The sequence below is a fragment of the Robbsia sp. KACC 23696 genome (genome assembly GCF_039852015.1).
GTDB lineage: Bacteria > Pseudomonadota > Gammaproteobacteria > Burkholderiales > Burkholderiaceae > Robbsia.
The window spans coordinates 2,739,021-2,756,299 of the sequence record NZ_CP156626.1 but is presented as its reverse complement, the minus strand read 5'-3'; the positions used below and the strand labels follow the sequence as shown (position 1 = coordinate 2,756,299).

Here is a 17,279-nt window from a genome sequence, read left to right as displayed (position 1 = left end):
GGGGGAGTTGCGCGTCATATGGCATCGAATACGGACGCTTTCCGGGGAGAAAAGTGTGCGTGTTCTCAAGGCAATATTTAGCAAGGGGTGTGCCAGCAGAGTGTGCCGGAAGGGTTTGAAAGAATAGAGAAGGAAGAATCGTTGCGCGCGGCGGATTTTCGGACTTTTCTCGAATTTGCGTCGTTCCGGCAACGATATCTTGCCGGCCGCGTGCAACATTTACCTGCCTGGGCTGCTTGTTTTGTTACGGGCCTCCGGAACGTGTCACTTGGCGTTACGGGAACATCCTCGGCGCGTGCGTTACCCGGTCTGCAAGCGCGAGGTGGTCCGCCACGGCCGCCGCGTACGGCGAGCTGACGATACCCTTGCAGTCCAACTTCTCGCTATGCTAGCCAATAGGCCGATCAACGGCGAAAGTGCATTGAAAGATTAAGGATAGCAAGGACTTATGGAACAGCAGGGACAGGGCAGCATCGATACGGCGCGGGCGCCGTCGATTACCGACAACGTGGTGCATTCGGCGCCGGATGGCTATGTCTGTGGCTATGTATTCGAACATGGACGGGCGACGGCGATGCAGTGGCCGGAAACGCAGACCTTGCCGGGCGCGCCGGACACGCCCGTCTGGATGCATCTCTCGGCAGCCGATGAGGCGGTCAACGGCTGGCTGCAATGCCGCGAAGCGTTGCCGGTCTCGGTGCGCGAGTTTCTCTGCGGCCGCGACAGACGGCCGCGGGTGCATCTCGGCAACGCCTACTTTTTCGGCGTCATCTCGGATTTCGAACTGGGCGGCGGTGGCGATATCGACAAGGGCACCAGCGCCTTGCGCTTCTATATCGATGCGTCACGTTTGATCACCGTCCGCACGGTGCGGATGCAGTCCACCGACAAACTGCGCCATGCGGTCCTCGATGGCGACACGTTTCGCGACACCACGGAACTGTTCGCAACGCTGATTCGCGGGCTGAATGAGACCTTCGCCGAGAAGGTCAATGATCTCGGCGATCGACTCGACGATGTGGAAGAGGGGGTATTGGACGGGCGTCATACCGACCAGCGCGCCGAGTTGGGCGCGATCCGTCGCGATCTGGTGGAACTGAAGCGCTACGTCGATCCGGAACGCACGGCACTGGCGCAATTGGTGGCGCCGCGATTGGAGTGGTCCGATCCGCGATCGGCCGAGACCCTCGTTCAGGCCGTCCAGACGATGAACAGCATTGGTGGATCGCTGGAAGCGATTTATGAGCGGGCGAAGCTGATGCAGGACGAGATGGCCTCGCTGCTGGCGGAGGACATTAATCGCAAGCTGCTGGCGCTGTCGATCATGTCGGCCTTGCTGCTGCCCGCGTCGTTGATCTCCGGCATCTTCGGGATGAATGTGGGCGGCCTGCCGGGAACGCATGGCAACTATGCGTTCTGGTTCGTCATGGGCGCGATGGTGTTTCTTGCTGTTCTGACCGTGGGCGTGTTGAAGCGACTGCGACTCTGGTAACGGCGGCGGGCGCGAGTCGGCTCGCGCACCGTGCGGTTCCAGGAAACGGGGAGGGGCGAGTCGGCTGGCGCGCTCGCGCAGATCGCTGACGGCGCTGCGCGAAAACCCGTGCGACGTCCCTTTGCACGACGTCGACGCCCCAAAGCAAAAAGCCCTTTCAGTTTCCTGAAAGGGCTTTTTATTACTGCATGTTCCTTGGCTCCCCGACCTGGGCTCGAACCAGGGACCTACGGATTAACAGTCCGGCGCTCTACCGACTGAGCTATCGGGGAACAGCAGAGAAAAAGATTATAAGGAGCAAATCTTTATCTGTCAAACTTTTTTTTGCAGTGCCACCGAAATTTCTTCGCTGACCGCGTTGGAACTTACTGCTTTCCCACGCTTCCTGCAGTCATCACCGATCTCAGTCGTACTCGTTTCCGCAGCACGCTGTCGAAGCATCGATGATGACCGAATCAACTTTTGCGTCTGCTTTCTTCCCGCCGACAACGCGGGGCAAAACAGAACTTGGCTGACCAGGGCCGCAATATTACAAGCGTCCGGGTCAGCCTGCAAGCGTTTTTTTAGCGCTCGAGCAAATCGAGCTTTCCTTCCTTGTCTTTCCAGTCGTCGGCGTCGGCCAGCGGCGGAATCGTCTTCGTGATGCTCGGCCAAATCGAGGCCAATTCCGCGTTCAACGACGTGAAGGCTTGCTGATCGCCCGGCACGTCTTCTTCCGCGTAGATGGCATTCGCCGGACACTCGGCCACGCAGACGGCGCAGTCGATGCACTCATCCGGATCGATGACGAGGAAATTCGGGCCTTCACGGAAGCAATCGACCGGACAGACGTCGACGCAATCGGTGTAGCGGCACTTGATGCAATTTTCGGTAACGACGTGCGTCATGCACTCACTCCTACGTCTTGGCGCCAAACGGCTGTATACGAAAGGCGTTATTGTAACCGAAGGCTCAGTCCATGCGATGATCGATGCAACGTTCGCTCAGACAGTTGCGTAATGTCGTTATGACGCCGCACTACCGAGTCTTGCGTAATGCCGCACCGCGCGTCCTGCTTTGGGCTGGATTAAGAAAATTCGGTTACCATCGACGCCACATTGCAGGGTGGGGCAAATTGCCGCGTATGCGCGCCTGTGCCGCAGTGCTGGCGGCGTGTCGCTGCTATGGTGGCACACCCTTTCGTGCGTTCATATCGTTGGAAGATTGCGATTCGATGATCATCACTTCGTTGTTCGACACTGATCTCTATAAATTCACGATGATGCAGGTCGTCCTGCATCATTTCCCGGCGGCCGACGTCGAGTATCGCTTCAAATGTCGGACGCCGGGCGTCATGCTCGCGCCCTTCGTCGAAGAGATCCGACAAGAGATCGACCACCTCTGCGCGCTGCGTTTCACGCAGGCGGAGCAGCAGTGGTTGCGCAAACTGCGCTTCATCAAGAGCGACTTCGTCGATTTCCTGGACCTGTTCCACCTGAATCAGAAGTACATCACGGTGATGCCGTCCGGTGAAAACCATGGCGAGATCGAAATCACGATCAAGGGTCCCTGGCTCCACACGATCCTGTTCGAAATCCCCGTGCTCGCCATCGTCAACGAGGTCTACTTCCGCAATACGCAGCGCGCGCCCGATTATCGGGAAGGGCGCGAGCGGCTGAAAAGCAAGATCGCGATGCTGGGCGCGAGCCCGGAATACGCCGAGTGCAAGATCGCCGACTACGGTACGCGCCGCCGTTTCTCCAAGCGTTGGCACGAAGAGGTGCTGCTCTCGCTGAAGGACAATCTGGGCCCGCAGTTCGCCGGCACCAGCAACGTCTTGTTCGCGATGCAGCACGATCTGACCCCGCTCGGCACGATGGCGCACGAATATCTGCAGGCCTGTCAGGGTCTGGGACCGCGCCTGCGCGATTCGCAGATTTTCGGTTTCGAGATGTGGGCGAAGGAGTATCGCGGCGATCTGGGGATCGCGCTGTCCGATGTCTACGGGATGACGTCCTTCCTGAAAGACTTCGACATGTACTTCTGCAAACTGTTCGACGGCGCACGTCATGATTCGGGTGACCCGTTCGAATGGGGCGAGCGTCTGCTCAAGCACTACGAAGACAATCGCGTCGATCCGCGCACGAAGATCATGGTGTTCAGCGACGCGCTCGATATCCCGAAGGTGCTGCAGTTGTACGAGCGCTTCCAGGGCCGCTGCCGACTGGCGTTCGGCGTGGGAACGAATCTGACCAACGACCTGGGCTATGAGCCGTTGCAAGTCGTGATCAAGATGGTGCGTTGCAATGGCCAACCGGTTGCCAAGCTGTCGGACTCACCCGGCAAGAATATGTGCGATGACCAGGCCTATCTGACCTATCTGCGCCAGGTGTTCGGCATCAAGCATTTGCCGGAGTAATCCGCTTTCTTGTCATCGGTCGTTGTCCGATTCGGGCGGAATACGCGCCGATGCGCTGCGGGACGGCCAATGGACCGCCCTGGTGGCGGGCGCGACGCTATAATCCCGAGGCCACTCACGCCTTGGAATTGTATGCAAAGTCAAATACTTGAGCATCGACAGACCGATCTCATCCGGCGTGCAAAGCGGATTCCATCCGACGGTTTGACGCCTCGCGTCCTGGCACGATGGATTGCGCTCGCATGGCTGGCGCTGCCGGGTTTGGCGCATGCCGCCTCGCCGACGCCCGCCTTATCGCTGATCTGGGGGCTGCCGTTTGCCGGCCTGCTGCTGTCGATCGCCGTGTTCCCCCTGGTCGCCGGTCCGTTCTGGCATCACCACTTCGGCAAGATCGCCGCGGCCTGGGGCGCGGTGTTCCTGCTGCCCTTCGCCTGGCAGTACGGCGCCGGCACCGCCGTCGGCGTGGTCGTCCATGCGATGGTCGCCGAATATATCCCCTTTATCGCCTTGCTGGCGGCGCTCTATACGGTCTCGGGCGGGATCTGCCTGCAGGGCCGTCTACCGGCGACCGCGGCCAGCAACACCGGGTTTCTGGTGCTGGGTGCGGCGCTTGCCAGTCTGATGGGCACGACCGGTGCGGCCATGTTGCTGATCCGGCCGCTGCTGCGGGCCAACGAAGGGCGCCGGCATCGCGTGCATCTGGTCGTGTTCTTCATTTTCCTGGTGGCGAATGCCGGCGGTTCCTTGACGCCGCTCGGTGATCCGCCCTTGTTTCTCGGCTTTCTGAAGGGCGTGAGTTTTCTTTGGACGACGCAGCATTTGCTGATGCCGATGCTCTTCCTTTGTGGCGTCTTGTGCGTGATCTTTTTCTTTGTCGATCGCCATTTGCTGCGAGGCGACGCGCGGTTGGCCGCGAACGCCTCGGCCGCTCCCGGCATCGCCGCCGGTGCCGCGAGGGTGCCGGCGGCCGCTGCGACTGATACGGACGCCGCATCGCCAACCTTGTCCGGCATCGCGACCGACGATACGGCGTTGCGCATCGACGGCAAGCGCAACTTCTTCCTGCTGTTGGCCATTATCGGGCTGGTGTTGATGAGCGGCTTCTGGCGGCCGGGTATCACGTTCGATATCGCCGGCACGCCGCTGGCTTTACAAGATGCCGTGCGCGACGTGCTGCTGTTCGCGGTGCTGGGCCTGTCGCTGTGGATCACGCCGGCATCGGCGCGGCTCGGCAATCAGTTCGACTGGGCGCCGATCGCCGAAGTGGGCAAATTGTTCGCGGCCATTTTCGTCACGATCGCGCCGGTGATCGCGATGCTGTCGATGGGTGCGCAGGGGCCGTTTGCGCCGTTGCTCGCGCTCGTCACCGATGCGCATGGCGCGCCGCGCGATGCCGTGTATTTCTGGGCCACCGGTTTGCTCTCCGGCTTTCTCGATAATGCCCCCACCTATCTGGTCTTTTTCAATACCGCCGGTGGCGATGCCAAGACCTTGATGACCGACTATGCCTCCACCTTGCTGGCGATATCGGCGGGCTCGGTTTTCATGGGGGCCCTGAGCTATATCGGCAATGCGCCTAACTTCATGGTCAAGGCGATTGCCGAAGAGCGGGGCGTGGCGATGCCCAGCTTTTTCGGATACATGGTATGGTCGGTGCCGATTCTGTTGCCACTTTTCGCGGTCATGACCTGGCTGTTTCTGTGATGTGCGCACCGTGATCCGCCGACGGTGATCACGGTAGGCGGCGGCCCCGCGGAACGTGGCAGGACGGTTCTCGTTCGATCCATCTTCCAGGGGTATTCCGATGCAGTCAGACAAGCAAAAGATCCTAGTCACGCACGCGATTTTTCCGGATGTCATCGCGCGACTACAAACCCATTTCGATGTCGAGGTCAATGACAGCGGCACGGCGTTGACGGAGGCGGAGTTGATCCGGCGCGGAGCGGACAAAGACGGTCTGATGGTGATCGGCGACCGTATTCCAGCCGAATTGATCGCCCAGGCGCCGCGCTTGAAGGCCCTGGCGAACATGGCGGTCGGATACAACAATCTGCCGTTGGATGCCATGACGCCACGCGGCATCGTCGGCACCAATACGCCCGATGTGCTCAATGAAACCACCGCCGATCTGGGGTGGGCGCTATTGATGGCCACCGCACGGCGCATCACCGAGGCCGAGCATTATTTGCGGGCCGGCAAATGGCAATCCTGGCATTACGATATGTTGACCGGCGTCGATATTCACGGCGCCACACTGGGTGTCGTCGGCATGGGCCGCATCGGACAGGCCGTGGCGCGACGTGCCCTCGGTTTCGGCATGCGCGTGATCTATCACAACCGCTCGCAGGTGGCGCCGGAGATCGAGCAGGCCTTGCACGCCGAGTGGGTCGATCGCGATACGCTGCTGCGTCAGGCCGACCACGTGGTTTTGGTGCTGCCTTATACCCCGCAGGCGCACCATTTGATCGGCGCGCGCGAGTTGCAGTTGATGAAGCCGACGGCGACCTTGGTGAATATCGCACGCGGGGGTATCGTCGATGATGCGGCACTGGTGACGGCTTTGCGCGAGAAGCGGATCGCCGGTGCGGGGCTCGATGTGTTCGAAGGGGAGCCGGCCTTGCATCCGGGCCTGCTCGAATTGAACAATGTCGTGCTGACGCCGCATATCGGCAGTGCCAGTATTCCGACGCGCCGGGCCATGGCGAATCTCGCGGCGGACAATCTGATCGCGGCGCTCGGCGTGGGGCCGCATGCCGGCAATCCGCCGAATGTGGTCAATCCCGACGCGCGCCTTCATCGGCCCGCATCGGGCGGCGCGCAGGCGTAGGTCAGATGGAGTGACCTGAACGCAGGGACAGGGGCTGCCGCGTGTGCGGCAGCCGGTATCGAACAGGAATAAAGCAGGATGACGATGACGGAGATCGCCGGCGCAGCGCTGGCGATGGCAGTGGTGACGGTCCTGGCGCTGATCGTCGCGGCGATCGCGATCATGCGTGGCGGGCGGCCGCGCGGCGACGATGACGCTGCCGATGCGGAAGCGCGTACGGCCTTCGACGAGCGCTTCGATACGATCGGCGATGCCCTGCACGGATCGAGCGAGTTGCTGAAACGCGAGCTCGAACGCGTCGAGCGCACCTTGCGTGGCGATGCCGCGGAGACCGCGCGGATCGCCCGCAGCGAGTCGAGCGGGGTGCTGACGCAGTTTCAACAAGCGGTCGCGGCGCAGCTCAGTAGCGTGGCCAGTTTGCAGAACCAGAAAGTGGATGGGTTCGCCCGCGATCTCGCGCAGCTGACGCAGAGCAATGCGGCGCAGCTCGAGGCCGTGCGCGTGACGCTCGCCGACCAGGCCCGTATCGGACGAGAGGAGCAGACCGCGGGTCTGCGCCACGTCAGTGAAACGCTCGAACGTCGCCTGCACGATCTCGCGCAGGGCAACGATCAACGCATGGCGGAGATGCGCACGACGTTGGAGCGCAAGCTTCAGGATCTCGAAGCCGGTAATGCGGCCAAGCTGGAGGAGATGCGGCAGACCGTCGACGAGAAATTGCACGCGACGCTCGAGCATCGGCTGGGCGAGTCGTTCAAGCTCGTGTCGGATCGGCTGGAGCAGGTGCATCGTGGCCTGGGCGAGATGCAGACGCTGGCGGCGGGCGTGGGCGACCTGAAGAAGGTACTGACCAATGTGAAGACGCGCGGTACCTGGGGCGAGGTGCAATTGGGCGGCCTGCTCGAACAGATTTTGACGCAGGAACAGTTCGCCCGTAACGTCGCCACGGTGCCGGGCAGCAGCGAGCGCGTCGAGTTCGCCATCCGTCTGCCGGGCCGTGCGGCGCTGGATGCGGCCGAGCGCCATACGCCTGCCACCGCGGGCCGCGGCGCCGGGGACGCCGGCGTCGTCTGGCTGCCGATCGATGCGAAGTTTCCGCGTGAGGATTACGAACGGCTGGTGGAGGCGCAGGATCGGGCCGATCCGGTCGCTGTCGAGGAAGCCGGTAAGGCGCTGGAGGGCCGGGTGCGCGTCGAGGCTCGGCGGATTGCCGAGAAATACGTATCGCCGCCGCATACGACCGATTTCGCATTGCTGTTTCTGCCGACCGAGGGGCTTTATGCGGAAGTGCTGCGACGCCCGGGCTTGAGCGATGCGCTGCAACGCGACTATCGCATTACCATCGCCGGTCCGACGACCTTGACCGCGCTGTTGAACAGTCTGCAGATGGGGTTCCGGACGCTGGCCATCGAGCAGCGCTCCAGCGAGGTATGGCAGGTGTTGGGCGCGGTCAAGACGGAGTTCACGAAGTTCGGCAGCGTGCTGGCAAAGACGCGCGCCCAATTGGAAACGGTGACGCGTTCGATCGACCTTGCCGAACAGCGGACGCGCGTCATGCACCAGAAGCTTCGTCAGGTCGAAGCGCTGCCCGGTGATGCCGCCGCGCAGGCGCTGGGTACCTTACCGGAATCCTATGCCGGCGATCCCGCGTCGTCTTCGCCGAATGCCGGTACGGCAGAGGCCGCGAACGCGGGGTCTAGCGCACCCGACACCCCGGCGATGCCGACGGGTGCATCCGCTGCATCGCCCGAGGCCTGAGGCCTGAGCCAGGCGATGGGCGTCACACGTCCTTCGGCGGATCCGAGAGCGTGATCTCGATACCGCCGAAGCGCGAAGCGATCCAGTTGTAGGCGCGGCAGGCAATCCACAGCAGGACGAAGCCGACGATGCCGTTCAGGATCAAGGCGCTGAACAGCGCGCCCAAGGCGCCGCGAATATCCATCTCGCCGCCGTTGCGGACAAAGCCCAGCACCAGCGCCAACAACACCAACGGGACGCTGAACGTCAGATAGGCCAACATCAGCGCCTTAACGGTCTGTCCCGGTGCGATATACGAAATTTGCTTCTTCACCTCGGTGCCCGGAACCGAGTGCGCAAACAGCATATGCGACAGGTCATGGCGGTGATGGCCCTGTGCCGCCGCGGCACTTGCCGCCGCCGTCGGGGCGTCGCTCGGTGTGGCATCCGGTGTCGATGCCGGCGCGGACTCCTGCGACTGGTCGTCGGAGTGCGGAGTCGTTGTCATATCAAACCCTCAAAGAAAACAATATCCACCCAGTCGCCCGCGTGAAGATCGGCGCTGTCGTGCGGCAGGATGATAAAACAATTGCCCTTGCTCATGGAGCTTAGAACGCCAGAACCTTGCGCGCCGCTCAAGGCGACGCGCCAATCCTCGTCCGCCGACGCCGCGTCGAATTCGGCGCCCGCCTCGACGTCATGCTGCTCACGCCCGGTCGGCAATGCGCGACCGCGCCGTGCGATGCCGCGCGCGAACTCGGTGCGTCCGGCGCGCTTGCGAACGCCTGCTTCCAGGCGGGCGCGGATGCGGGGCGGAGCTTGCGGCGCGGCCCCCATCGCGATCAGCAACGCATCGCGGACGATGTGATAGAAGCTCGCCACCACGGCGACCGGATTGCCGGGCAGACCGAAAAACGGAATGGCACATGCCGCGTTTGCGTTGCCGTGTCCCGTCGCCGATGAAAGCAGGCCAAACGCAAAGGGCCGACCGGGGCGCATCGCCAGCTTCCAGAATACGATATCGCCCGCTTTGCTGAAGACGTCGCGCACGAAATCGGCGTCGCCAGCGGATACCCCACCCGAGCTGATGACGGCATCGGCGCACGCGGCGGCGCGCTGTAGCGCTTCGCTGAGCGCCGTCGGATCATCCCGTACCACGCCCAGATCGATCGCTTCGACGCCCAACCGGGTGAGCATGCCATGCAGCGTGTAGCGATTGCTATCGTACAGCCCGCCCGGGGGCAGGTCACTGCCTACCGGATAGAGTTCGTCGCCAGTGGAGAAAAACGCGACACGTAGCCGCGCGCGCACGCGCACCGATGCGATCCCCAGCGACGCCAGCACGCCGAGATCGGGCGCGCGCAATGTGCGTCCCGTCTCAAAAACGATCTGTCCGCGCTGAACGTCCTCGCCGACGCGCCGTCGATTCGAGCCCTTGCGAAAATTGGCCGTGGACAAGACGACGTCGCGCGTCACGGGATAGGCCGAAGCCGCCGTCCCGGTTTGGCCGGCTTGGTCGGCTTGCCCGCCGACGTCCGCGACATCGTTCGTATCGTCGGCATGCGTCGCGCCGACGCCGACGGCATATTCGTGCGGAATCAGCGTGTCGGTGCCGGGCGGCATCGGCGCGCCGGTCATGACGCGCGCGCATTCGCCGGCCCGCACCGTCCGCGTCATCGGATGTCCGGCGTAGGCCTGGCCGACGACCGTCAAGGTGAGCGTGGCAGGGCGGGGATCGACGTCGAGCAGCGTGCCGTCGAAGGCATAGCCGTCCATCGCGGCGTTGTCGAAAGACGGCACGTCGATCGGCGCGTGAATCGCTTCCGACAACGAGCGACCGAGCGCCTGCAACAAGCCGACGGTCTCGGTCCGCGCCACCGGGGTCATCACATCGCGCAACATCTCCCGCGCCGCGTCCACATGTAAGGCGTCAGGGTCTTCCGCGCTGAGACAACTCGCGACATACGACGCCAGCGTGCCGGTCGCCGCTGCGGCACGGGCCGCGGCGGCGAGGTCGGTAGAGGCAGGCGGCACGGCGGTTGGAGCGGTAGGCGGCACGGCAGAGGGCAAAGTGTCTGGCAAGGTCAGGGAGCGCCGATGGGCGTCATGGCGTCGCGTCGCTGGCATGTTCCAGCAACGCAGGCGTGTTGATATTGTAGAACGCGGTCGAATCGGCAAAATCGACAGTCCGGCCGTTGTGGCGCCTGAGCCACGACATCATGCGGCGTTCGCCTTGTCGCAACCCGGCTTCGCTGCTGTCGAGGATGGTGCGGTCGATTAGCGCGATGACGGGATGGACGCGGCGGCCTGTCGTGTCGTGCGTCGCGGCCACGGCCACGGTCGCCGCGCCATCCTCGCCGGCTTGGTACAGCAAGCCGTGCGCCAGACCCTGCACCAGATCGCTCGGCAAGCGCGGCACATCGCAGGGAATGCAGGCGAGATACGGTGTCGTCGTGGCGTGTAGTGCCGCGACGATGCCTGCCAGCGGTCCGGGAAAATCGGGCTCCGTGTCCGTCACGACCGGTGCGAGCGCCGCATAACGGTCGATATTGCGATTGGCGCTGATTAGCAGCGTGCCGACCTGCGGCGCGAATCGGGCCAGGGCGTGCTGCACCAGCGGCTGCCCGTCGAAGTCGATCCAGCCCTTGTCGATGCCCCCCATTCTGCTGCCCTGGCCACCGCACAGGATCACGCCGGTGATCGCTTCGCGGGGAATGGCATCGAGCGGGGAGGGGGTCATCGTTTCATCTTGCACGGTAAGCGGCGTGAGTATGGCCTGCGCGATCAGCCTTTTGCGCGGCAGCGATAGGGCGCTCCGCGGCAGCCAGGCGATCGTCGACGTCAACCGCCGATATAGGACATCTCGATTCGACGTGCGTTTCCTTTCGGGGCGGCGGGGTCGGCCGGCTGACGACCGCGCAGTTCGGAGTAACGATCGTCCCGACCTTGCCACAACCCGGCCAGTACGGCGGTCAGTTGCGCATCATCGACCGAGGGGTCGCGCACGAGCGCGCGCAGGTCATAGCCGCGGGTAGCGAAAAGGCAATGATACAGCGCGCCTTCGGTAGACAGCCGCGCACGGGTGCAATCCCCGCAGAACGCATGCGTGACGCTAGAGATGACGCCGATTTCACCGCCGCCATCGACATAACGCCAACGCTCGGCCGGCTCCGATGCATGATGACGGCCCACCGGAATCAACGGGAGGGCGGCACCGACGGTATCGATAATATTGCGCGACGGCAGCGTGTGGTCCCGCTGCCAGCCGTTGGTTTCGCCGACGTCCATATATTCGATGAAACGCAGGATCGCACCGCTACCGTGGAAGTAGCGCGCCATCGGCAGAATCTGATCTTCATTGACGCCGCGTTTGACCACCATATTGATCTTGAGCGGGGCCAGACCGGCCTCGCGCGCGGCATCGATCCCATCGAGCACGTCGGCGACGGGAAAGTCGACATCGTTCATGCCGCGAAAGATCGCATCGTCGAGCGCGTCCAGGCTCACCGTGACGCGGTTCAATCCCGCGTCGGCGAGACTGCGTGCCTTGCGGCGCAGCAGCGCGCCATTCGTCGTCATCGCGAGTTCGAGCGAGCGGCCGTCGGGCGTGCGGATGGCTGCCAGCTTCTCGATCAACTGTTCGATATTCTTGCGCAGCAACGGCTCGCCACCGGTCAGCCGGATCTTGCGTACGCCCAACGCGGCGCCGGCACGGGCGATGCGCTCGATTTCCTCGAACCGCAGCAGCGACTGCTGCGGCAGAAAAGCGAAGTCCTTGCCGAAGGTGGCCTTGGGCATGCAGTAGACGCAACGGAAGTTGCAGCGGTCCGTGACCGAGATGCGCAGATCGCGCATCGGCCGATCGAGACGGTCCCGCACGCCCTGTTGGGCCATCGCCACCGGTAACGCGATCGCATGGCGCAATAAGGCCGCGGTCGTGTCGGAAGCGCCCGGGCCGTCTTGCGAAGGCGTATGGGCGGGGGAAATCGCTTGGATCGGTATGACCTTCTGCACGGTGCGTCTCGGATGCGTCGGATGTCTGGCTTGCCTTGCTGATGGTTTTATTCTACGGGAAGCGTTTCCTTCAGGGGCTGAGACTGTACTTCCAGCACAACTGTATACGGTAAAAAGCCCGATACAGCGGGTGCCGTACCGGGCTTTTTGAGATTTTCCGTCTCGGGCTGCCGCGTGGCAGGCCCGACCGGGTGCGGCGCTACGACGCACCGCACCCGGTCGATCGACGCGGTTTAGGCGTTCGGCGTGCCGCTGTCGTTCGAGACACGGCCTTGTGTCTCAACTTGCACGAGCGGCTCGCTCGACACGGCAGGCTGCGACTTGCGCTGTCTCGGCGCATGCGCGACCGGTGCAACGCTGGCGGCCGCATCGGCTGCCGCGCGCCATTTGGCGGCATCGGTGTTGACCCACGTGAGGCCGGCTTCGGCCAACATCGGCTCGAAGTGCTGCGGATCGATGCTGACTGCCTTGGCCGGCGTTGCCGCCGGCACGACCGCCACCGGTTCCGCTTCGGCCCGTGCCACCGGCTCGGCGGCGACTGGCGTCGCTGCGGCAGCGACGACCGCCTCGTGCTGAACCGGCGTCGCCGGTGCAGCCGCGATGTCGGCCGGCTGCGACGGGGCCGCCGCTTCGGCACGGACGGCGTCGCCCGCCGGGGTCGCCAGCGAGGTGGCCGCAGCCAACGACAAGGCCGCATCCGATGTCGATGTCAGCTGCGTATGCGCCTCGGCATGCGCCGCGTCGCGCGACGGCGTCGCCGGCGTCACGTCGGGCACGGCATGCGCCGGTGCGGGCGTCTCCGCGGCAACGGGCGTCGGTTCGGCGTGGGTGGCCGGAACGGCTGTCGCTGCCACCGCCGGCTCGACGGACGGGGCATGCGCCGGTACGCCGTACGCGCTCGGTGCGTGCGCGACGACGCCATCGGCGGGGGCCGGGGTTGCCTGCGCCGAAGCGACCGGAGCCGATTCGGTGTGCGCGGCGCTTGCCGGTGCCGGTGCGGGTGTCGGCGTCGTCGGTGCCAGATGGCCATCGCCTTCAGCGAGATCGGCCGCGTGGTTCACATTGCCCGACGCACCGTCTTCCGATACGCCGTCGCCTTGGGAGTCACGCTCGGCCTGGTCTTCCTCGCGCTCACGACGACCGCCACGACGACCGCGTCGGCGGCGACGGCGTTCCTCGCCGTCACGCGGGCCGTCGGCCCGCTCGCCTTGCACCGCCTGCAGATCGCCTGCCACCGTTGCCGGGTCCGGCAGCGCGTCGTGGGCGATCGCGACCGCGCCCAACGCTTCCACCGGCTCCGTCGACAGATTCGGCGCACGCGGCGCCGTATCGGCTTCGTGGGCGACCGGCGTCGACACGCCGGCTTGCGCCGATGCCGTCAACGCATCCACGGTCGCTTCGGCGCCCGCTTCGCCCCGTTCGGCTGCGACGGCGTCTGCCGGGCGACGCTCACGTCGCTCGCCCCGTGCTTGCGCCGGACGTTCGCCGCGTTCCGGACGATCCGGACGTTCGGCCTTCTCGACCCGTTCGCCCGCTTCGCCGCGTTCCTGACGTTCGCGACGCGGCCGCTCGGCCGCTGCACCATTTGCCGCCGTACGCGGTTCACGGCCTTCGCGACCCTCACGCGGCTCGCGGCCTTCGCGCGGCTCGCGTGCTTCACGTCCTTCGCGACCTTCACGGACCTCCTTACCTTCGACGGCACCCACCGCCGCATTGGCACCGTTCACCGGTGCACCGGCGGCGCGCTCGTCGCGACGCCCGTTACGCGGTTTCTGGCCCTCGCGTGCGGCGCCATTGGCCGCCGCCGCGCGGTCCGTGCGCTCGGCACGCTCGCCGTTGCGCGCTGCACCGCGTTCACCGGTACCTCGCTCGCCGCGTTCGCCACGCTCCGCGCCATCGGCGCGATTGCCGCCACGATTACCGCGCTCACCGCGGCCGTTGCGTTCGCCGCGGGCATTGCCCGGAGCGGCTTGCGTGCCGGCCGGCGTGGCGGGTTGCGGCGCCGCGTTGCTGCTTGCCGCGCTTCCGGACCCACCGCCCAGACCGAGCGCACGCTTGATCCAGCCGAAGAACCCGGCTTCCGCGGGTGCCGACGCCGGCGTGGCCGGCGCGACCGCGGCGCTGGCCGGAGCGGCTTGCTCCAGACCTTCGCCACGCGAGGAGATCGGCGCCGGTTGGTCCGGCGTGATGCCCTTGACGGCCGCTTCCTGACGCGGCTTGGTCTCAACGGCACGGCGGCTGACGGTGTTCTCCGCTTCCAGCGCCTGGGCCGCGGCAATCGCCATCTTGTAGCTGCTGCGCGGCTCGTCCAGACGCGCGTCGTCGTGACGCAGACGCTCCAGCTTGTAATGCGGCGTATCCAGATGCTTGTTCGGAATCATCAGGACGGCGACCTTGAAACGCGTTTCGATCTTATGGATCTCCGAGCGCTTCTCGTTCAGCAGGAAAGCCGCCACGTCCACCGGTACCTCGGTGTGGATCGCGGCGGTGTTTTCCTTCATCGCCTCTTCTTGAATGATGCGCAGCACTTGCAGCGCCGACGATTCGGTATCGCGGATGTGGCCGGTGCCGTTGCAACGCGGGCAGGTCACGTGGCTGCCTTCGGACAGGGCGGGGCGTAGGCGCTGGCGCGACAGCTCCATCAGGCCGAAGCGCGAGATCTTGCCCATCTGCACGCGGGCGCGGTCATGGCGCAGCGCGTCCTTCAGGCGTTGCTCGACTTCGCGCTGGCTCTTCGACGACTCCATATCGATGAAGTCGATGACGATCAGGCCGCCGAGGTCGCGCAGCCGCAACTGGCGCGCGACTTCGTCGGCGGCTTCCAGATTGGTGCGGGTCGCCGTTTCCTCGATGTCCGCGCCTTTGGTCGCGCGCGCCGAGTTGACGTCGATCGATACCAACGCTTCCGTGTGATCGATGACGATCGCGCCGCCGGACGGCAACTGGACGGTACGCGAATACGCGGTTTCGATCTGGTGCTCGATCTGGAAGCGCGAGAACAGCGGCACGTCGTCGTGATAACGCTTGACCTTGCCCATGCTGCCCGGCATGACCACGCTCATGAAGGCACGGGCCTGTTCCTCGATTTCCTGCGTGTCGATCAGGATTTCGCCGATATCCGGCTGGAAGTAATCGCGGATCGCGCGGATCACCAGGCTCGATTCGAGATAAATCAGCAGCGGCGCCTTCATGCTCTCGGCCGCGCCCTCGACGGCGCGCCAGAGTTGCAGCAGGTAGTTCAAGTCCCACTGCAATTCTTCCGCGCTGCGGCCGATACCGGCCGTGCGGGCGATCATGCTCATGCCTTCCGGGCAGACCAGTTGCGCCATCGTCTCGCGCAGTTCCTGACGGTCGTCTCCCTCGATACGGCGCGATACGCCGCCGCCGCGCGGGTTGTTCGGCATCAGGACCAGATAGCGCCCGGCCAGCGAAATGAACGTGGTCAGCGCGGCGCCCTTATTGCCACGCTCTTCCTTTTCGACCTGAACGATCAGTTCCTGGCCTTCGCGCAATGCGTCCTGGATACGCGCGGTGCGCATATCCACGCCTTCGCGGAAGTACTGACGGGCGACTTCCTTGAACGGCAGGAAGCCGTGGCGATCTTCGCCGTAATTGACGAAGCAGGCTTCCAGCGACGGCTCGATCCGGGTGATGACGCCCTTGTAGATATTGCCCTTACGCTGTTCGCGACCTGCGGTCTCGATGTCGATGTCGATCAGCTTCTGGCCGTCGACGATCGCGACGCGCAGTTCTTCTTGCTGCGTCGCGTTGAACAACATGCGTTTCATAAACGACTCCAGTGCGGCTTTGCGGGCTGATGTCCGAATGACGGATAGCCGCGTGCGCCGCGCTTTTTAAAAATGCAAAACACGCGGGAGTCGAAGCGATGGCGGAGAACGGCGTCGGCGCCGGGGACGGTGCCCCGGACAGGCCGCATGCAGGCCGCCGGAGGGCGGGTGCACGCAGGGCCTGCCACGGCCGAAGCGCACGTGAAGCGGGAACCGTACCGGTGTCGTGGGCCGCTGCACCGCGGTTTCTCGCGAAAGCGCGGCACGCGCTGACAACGTGCGCCGCAGGGGCGCCGCGCTGCCGATGCGGCTGTACACGGTCAAGATGCGCGGGACGCGCCGGACGAAACGCGTCCGGCGGCGCGCCGAAAGGCCTGCCGACACACTCAAGACGCCACGAAGCTCGCGACGCCAGGAGGTGCCACACGATTGCACGCCGGCGCTGGGTGGCTCACCACGTCGCGCCATGCGGTACACGGATGCACTGCCCAGATCCAGGCAGGCGTCGCCGGCGGCCACCGCGTACAGGGGCGGGCGTTCCGACGCCGCAAGGGCGGAGGGGGCAAGCAGAGAGCAGGGGCGCCGTCGCGACAGGGAGCGCCGCATGGCGGCCTGTCCGGGAGCGCTTCCCCTTCTACTGCATAGTGGCGGTCCCCTTGTTCCGAGGCCGGCACCTTTACCCGATCGGCCTGGTAGGCCGGTCTCCGCTGCTGCATCCGTGCGCCGTCGTGAACATCGTGTACAACGGCAACACCTTTCATTGCATCTTGTTCGCCGGCGGCGAGGCGCTCATACAAGGCGCGTCGGCCACCGGTCCCAACTACTTCACAACCGGCCAGCGTGCCGTCGTCGAAACGCCGAAGTCGAGGCGGGACGTCACGCTGGTCGGAAAAATTCTTTAATGCCACAACTCGATGCCCATCGGCGCGAGACGATGACCGAACCCGCCTGTGGGCGGAGTCCTTGCCGGTCTCTTGCGACGTGCGTGCTACGTATTGCCCGGTATTGTCGGGTGGGCAACCC

The 17,279-nt window shown here is 64.5% G+C and carries 11 protein-coding genes, 1 tRNA gene and 1 pseudogene; 6 read left to right on the top strand and 7 right to left on the bottom strand.

What is annotated here, in order from left to right; translation table 11 throughout:
* Positions 1–448: 448 nt before the first annotated feature.
* The gene (locus ABEG21_RS11510) at positions 449–1,492 is read left to right on the top strand and encodes a CorA family divalent cation transporter (RefSeq protein ID WP_347554733.1); all 1,044 of its coding nucleotides are present in this window, start codon (positions 449–451) and stop codon (positions 1,490–1,492) included.
* A 196-nt stretch (positions 1,493–1,688) separates the two neighbouring features.
* Here ABEG21_RS11510 and ABEG21_RS11505 read toward each other — a convergent pair.
* Together ABEG21_RS11505 and fdxA are read right to left on the bottom strand one after the other, a co-directional pair.
* Positions 1,689–1,764, bottom strand: a tRNA-Asn gene (locus ABEG21_RS11505).
* Between the two features lie 291 nt (positions 1,765–2,055).
* Complete coding sequence (fdxA, locus tag ABEG21_RS11500) at positions 2,056–2,379, bottom strand: ferredoxin FdxA (RefSeq protein ID WP_347554732.1); 324 nt, start codon at positions 2,377–2,379, stop codon at positions 2,056–2,058.
* A gap of 326 nt (positions 2,380–2,705) precedes the next feature.
* Here fdxA and pncB point away from each other — a divergent pair, with 326 nt between their 5' ends.
* The 4 genes and pseudogenes from pncB to rmuC form a co-directional block, all read left to right on the top strand.
* A complete protein-coding gene (pncB, locus tag ABEG21_RS11495) occupies positions 2,706–3,890 on the top strand; it encodes a nicotinate phosphoribosyltransferase (RefSeq protein WP_347554731.1) in 1,185 nt (394 codons plus the stop codon).
* A gap of 132 nt (positions 3,891–4,022) precedes the next feature.
* Positions 4,023–5,594, top strand: coding sequence for a sodium:proton antiporter (locus tag ABEG21_RS11490; RefSeq protein WP_347554730.1), 1,572 nt, complete (start codon positions 4,023–4,025; stop codon positions 5,592–5,594).
* A gap of 100 nt (positions 5,595–5,694) precedes the next feature.
* The gene (locus ABEG21_RS11485) at positions 5,695–6,717 is read left to right on the top strand and encodes a D-glycerate dehydrogenase (protein ID WP_347554729.1); all 1,023 of its coding nucleotides are present in this window, start codon (positions 5,695–5,697) and stop codon (positions 6,715–6,717) included.
* A 78-nt stretch (positions 6,718–6,795) separates the two neighbouring features.
* Positions 6,796–8,322 (top strand): annotated as a pseudogene (gene rmuC / locus ABEG21_RS11480) (DNA recombination protein RmuC); the annotation flags it as partial.
* A 175-nt stretch (positions 8,323–8,497) separates the two neighbouring features.
* Here the strand turns inward: rmuC and ABEG21_RS11475 are convergent.
* The 5 genes from ABEG21_RS11475 to ABEG21_RS11455 all read right to left on the bottom strand — a co-directional run bounded on the left by ABEG21_RS11475 (position 8,498) and on the right by ABEG21_RS11455 (position 16,256).
* The gene (locus tag ABEG21_RS11475; RefSeq protein WP_347556749.1) at positions 8,498–8,788 is read right to left on the bottom strand and encodes a hypothetical protein; all 291 of its coding nucleotides are present in this window, start codon (positions 8,786–8,788) and stop codon (positions 8,498–8,500) included.
* A gap of 170 nt (positions 8,789–8,958) precedes the next feature.
* The gene (gene glp, locus ABEG21_RS11470) at positions 8,959–10,536 is read right to left on the bottom strand and encodes a gephyrin-like molybdotransferase Glp (protein ID WP_347554728.1); all 1,578 of its coding nucleotides are present in this window, start codon (positions 10,534–10,536) and stop codon (positions 8,959–8,961) included.
* Between the two features lie 22 nt (positions 10,537–10,558).
* Complete coding sequence (gene mobA / locus ABEG21_RS11465; protein WP_347554727.1) at positions 10,559–11,194, bottom strand: molybdenum cofactor guanylyltransferase MobA; 636 nt, start codon at positions 11,192–11,194, stop codon at positions 10,559–10,561.
* Positions 11,195–11,295: 101 nt separating this feature from the next.
* The gene (gene moaA, locus ABEG21_RS11460) at positions 11,296–12,366 is read right to left on the bottom strand and encodes a GTP 3',8-cyclase MoaA (protein ID WP_347556748.1); all 1,071 of its coding nucleotides are present in this window, start codon (positions 12,364–12,366) and stop codon (positions 11,296–11,298) included.
* 335 nt (positions 12,367–12,701) lie between these two features.
* Positions 12,702–16,256 (bottom strand): Rne/Rng family ribonuclease, encoded by a 3,555-nt coding sequence (locus ABEG21_RS11455; RefSeq protein ID WP_347554726.1) that lies wholly within the window; start codon positions 16,254–16,256, stop codon positions 12,702–12,704.
* Positions 16,257–16,993: 737 nt separating this feature from the next.
* Here ABEG21_RS11455 and ABEG21_RS11450 point away from each other — a divergent pair.
* Entirely contained in the window at positions 16,994–17,158 is a 165-nt protein-coding gene (locus tag ABEG21_RS11450; RefSeq protein ID WP_347554725.1) for a hypothetical protein, read from the top strand.
* Positions 17,159–17,279: the final 121 nt, after the last annotated feature.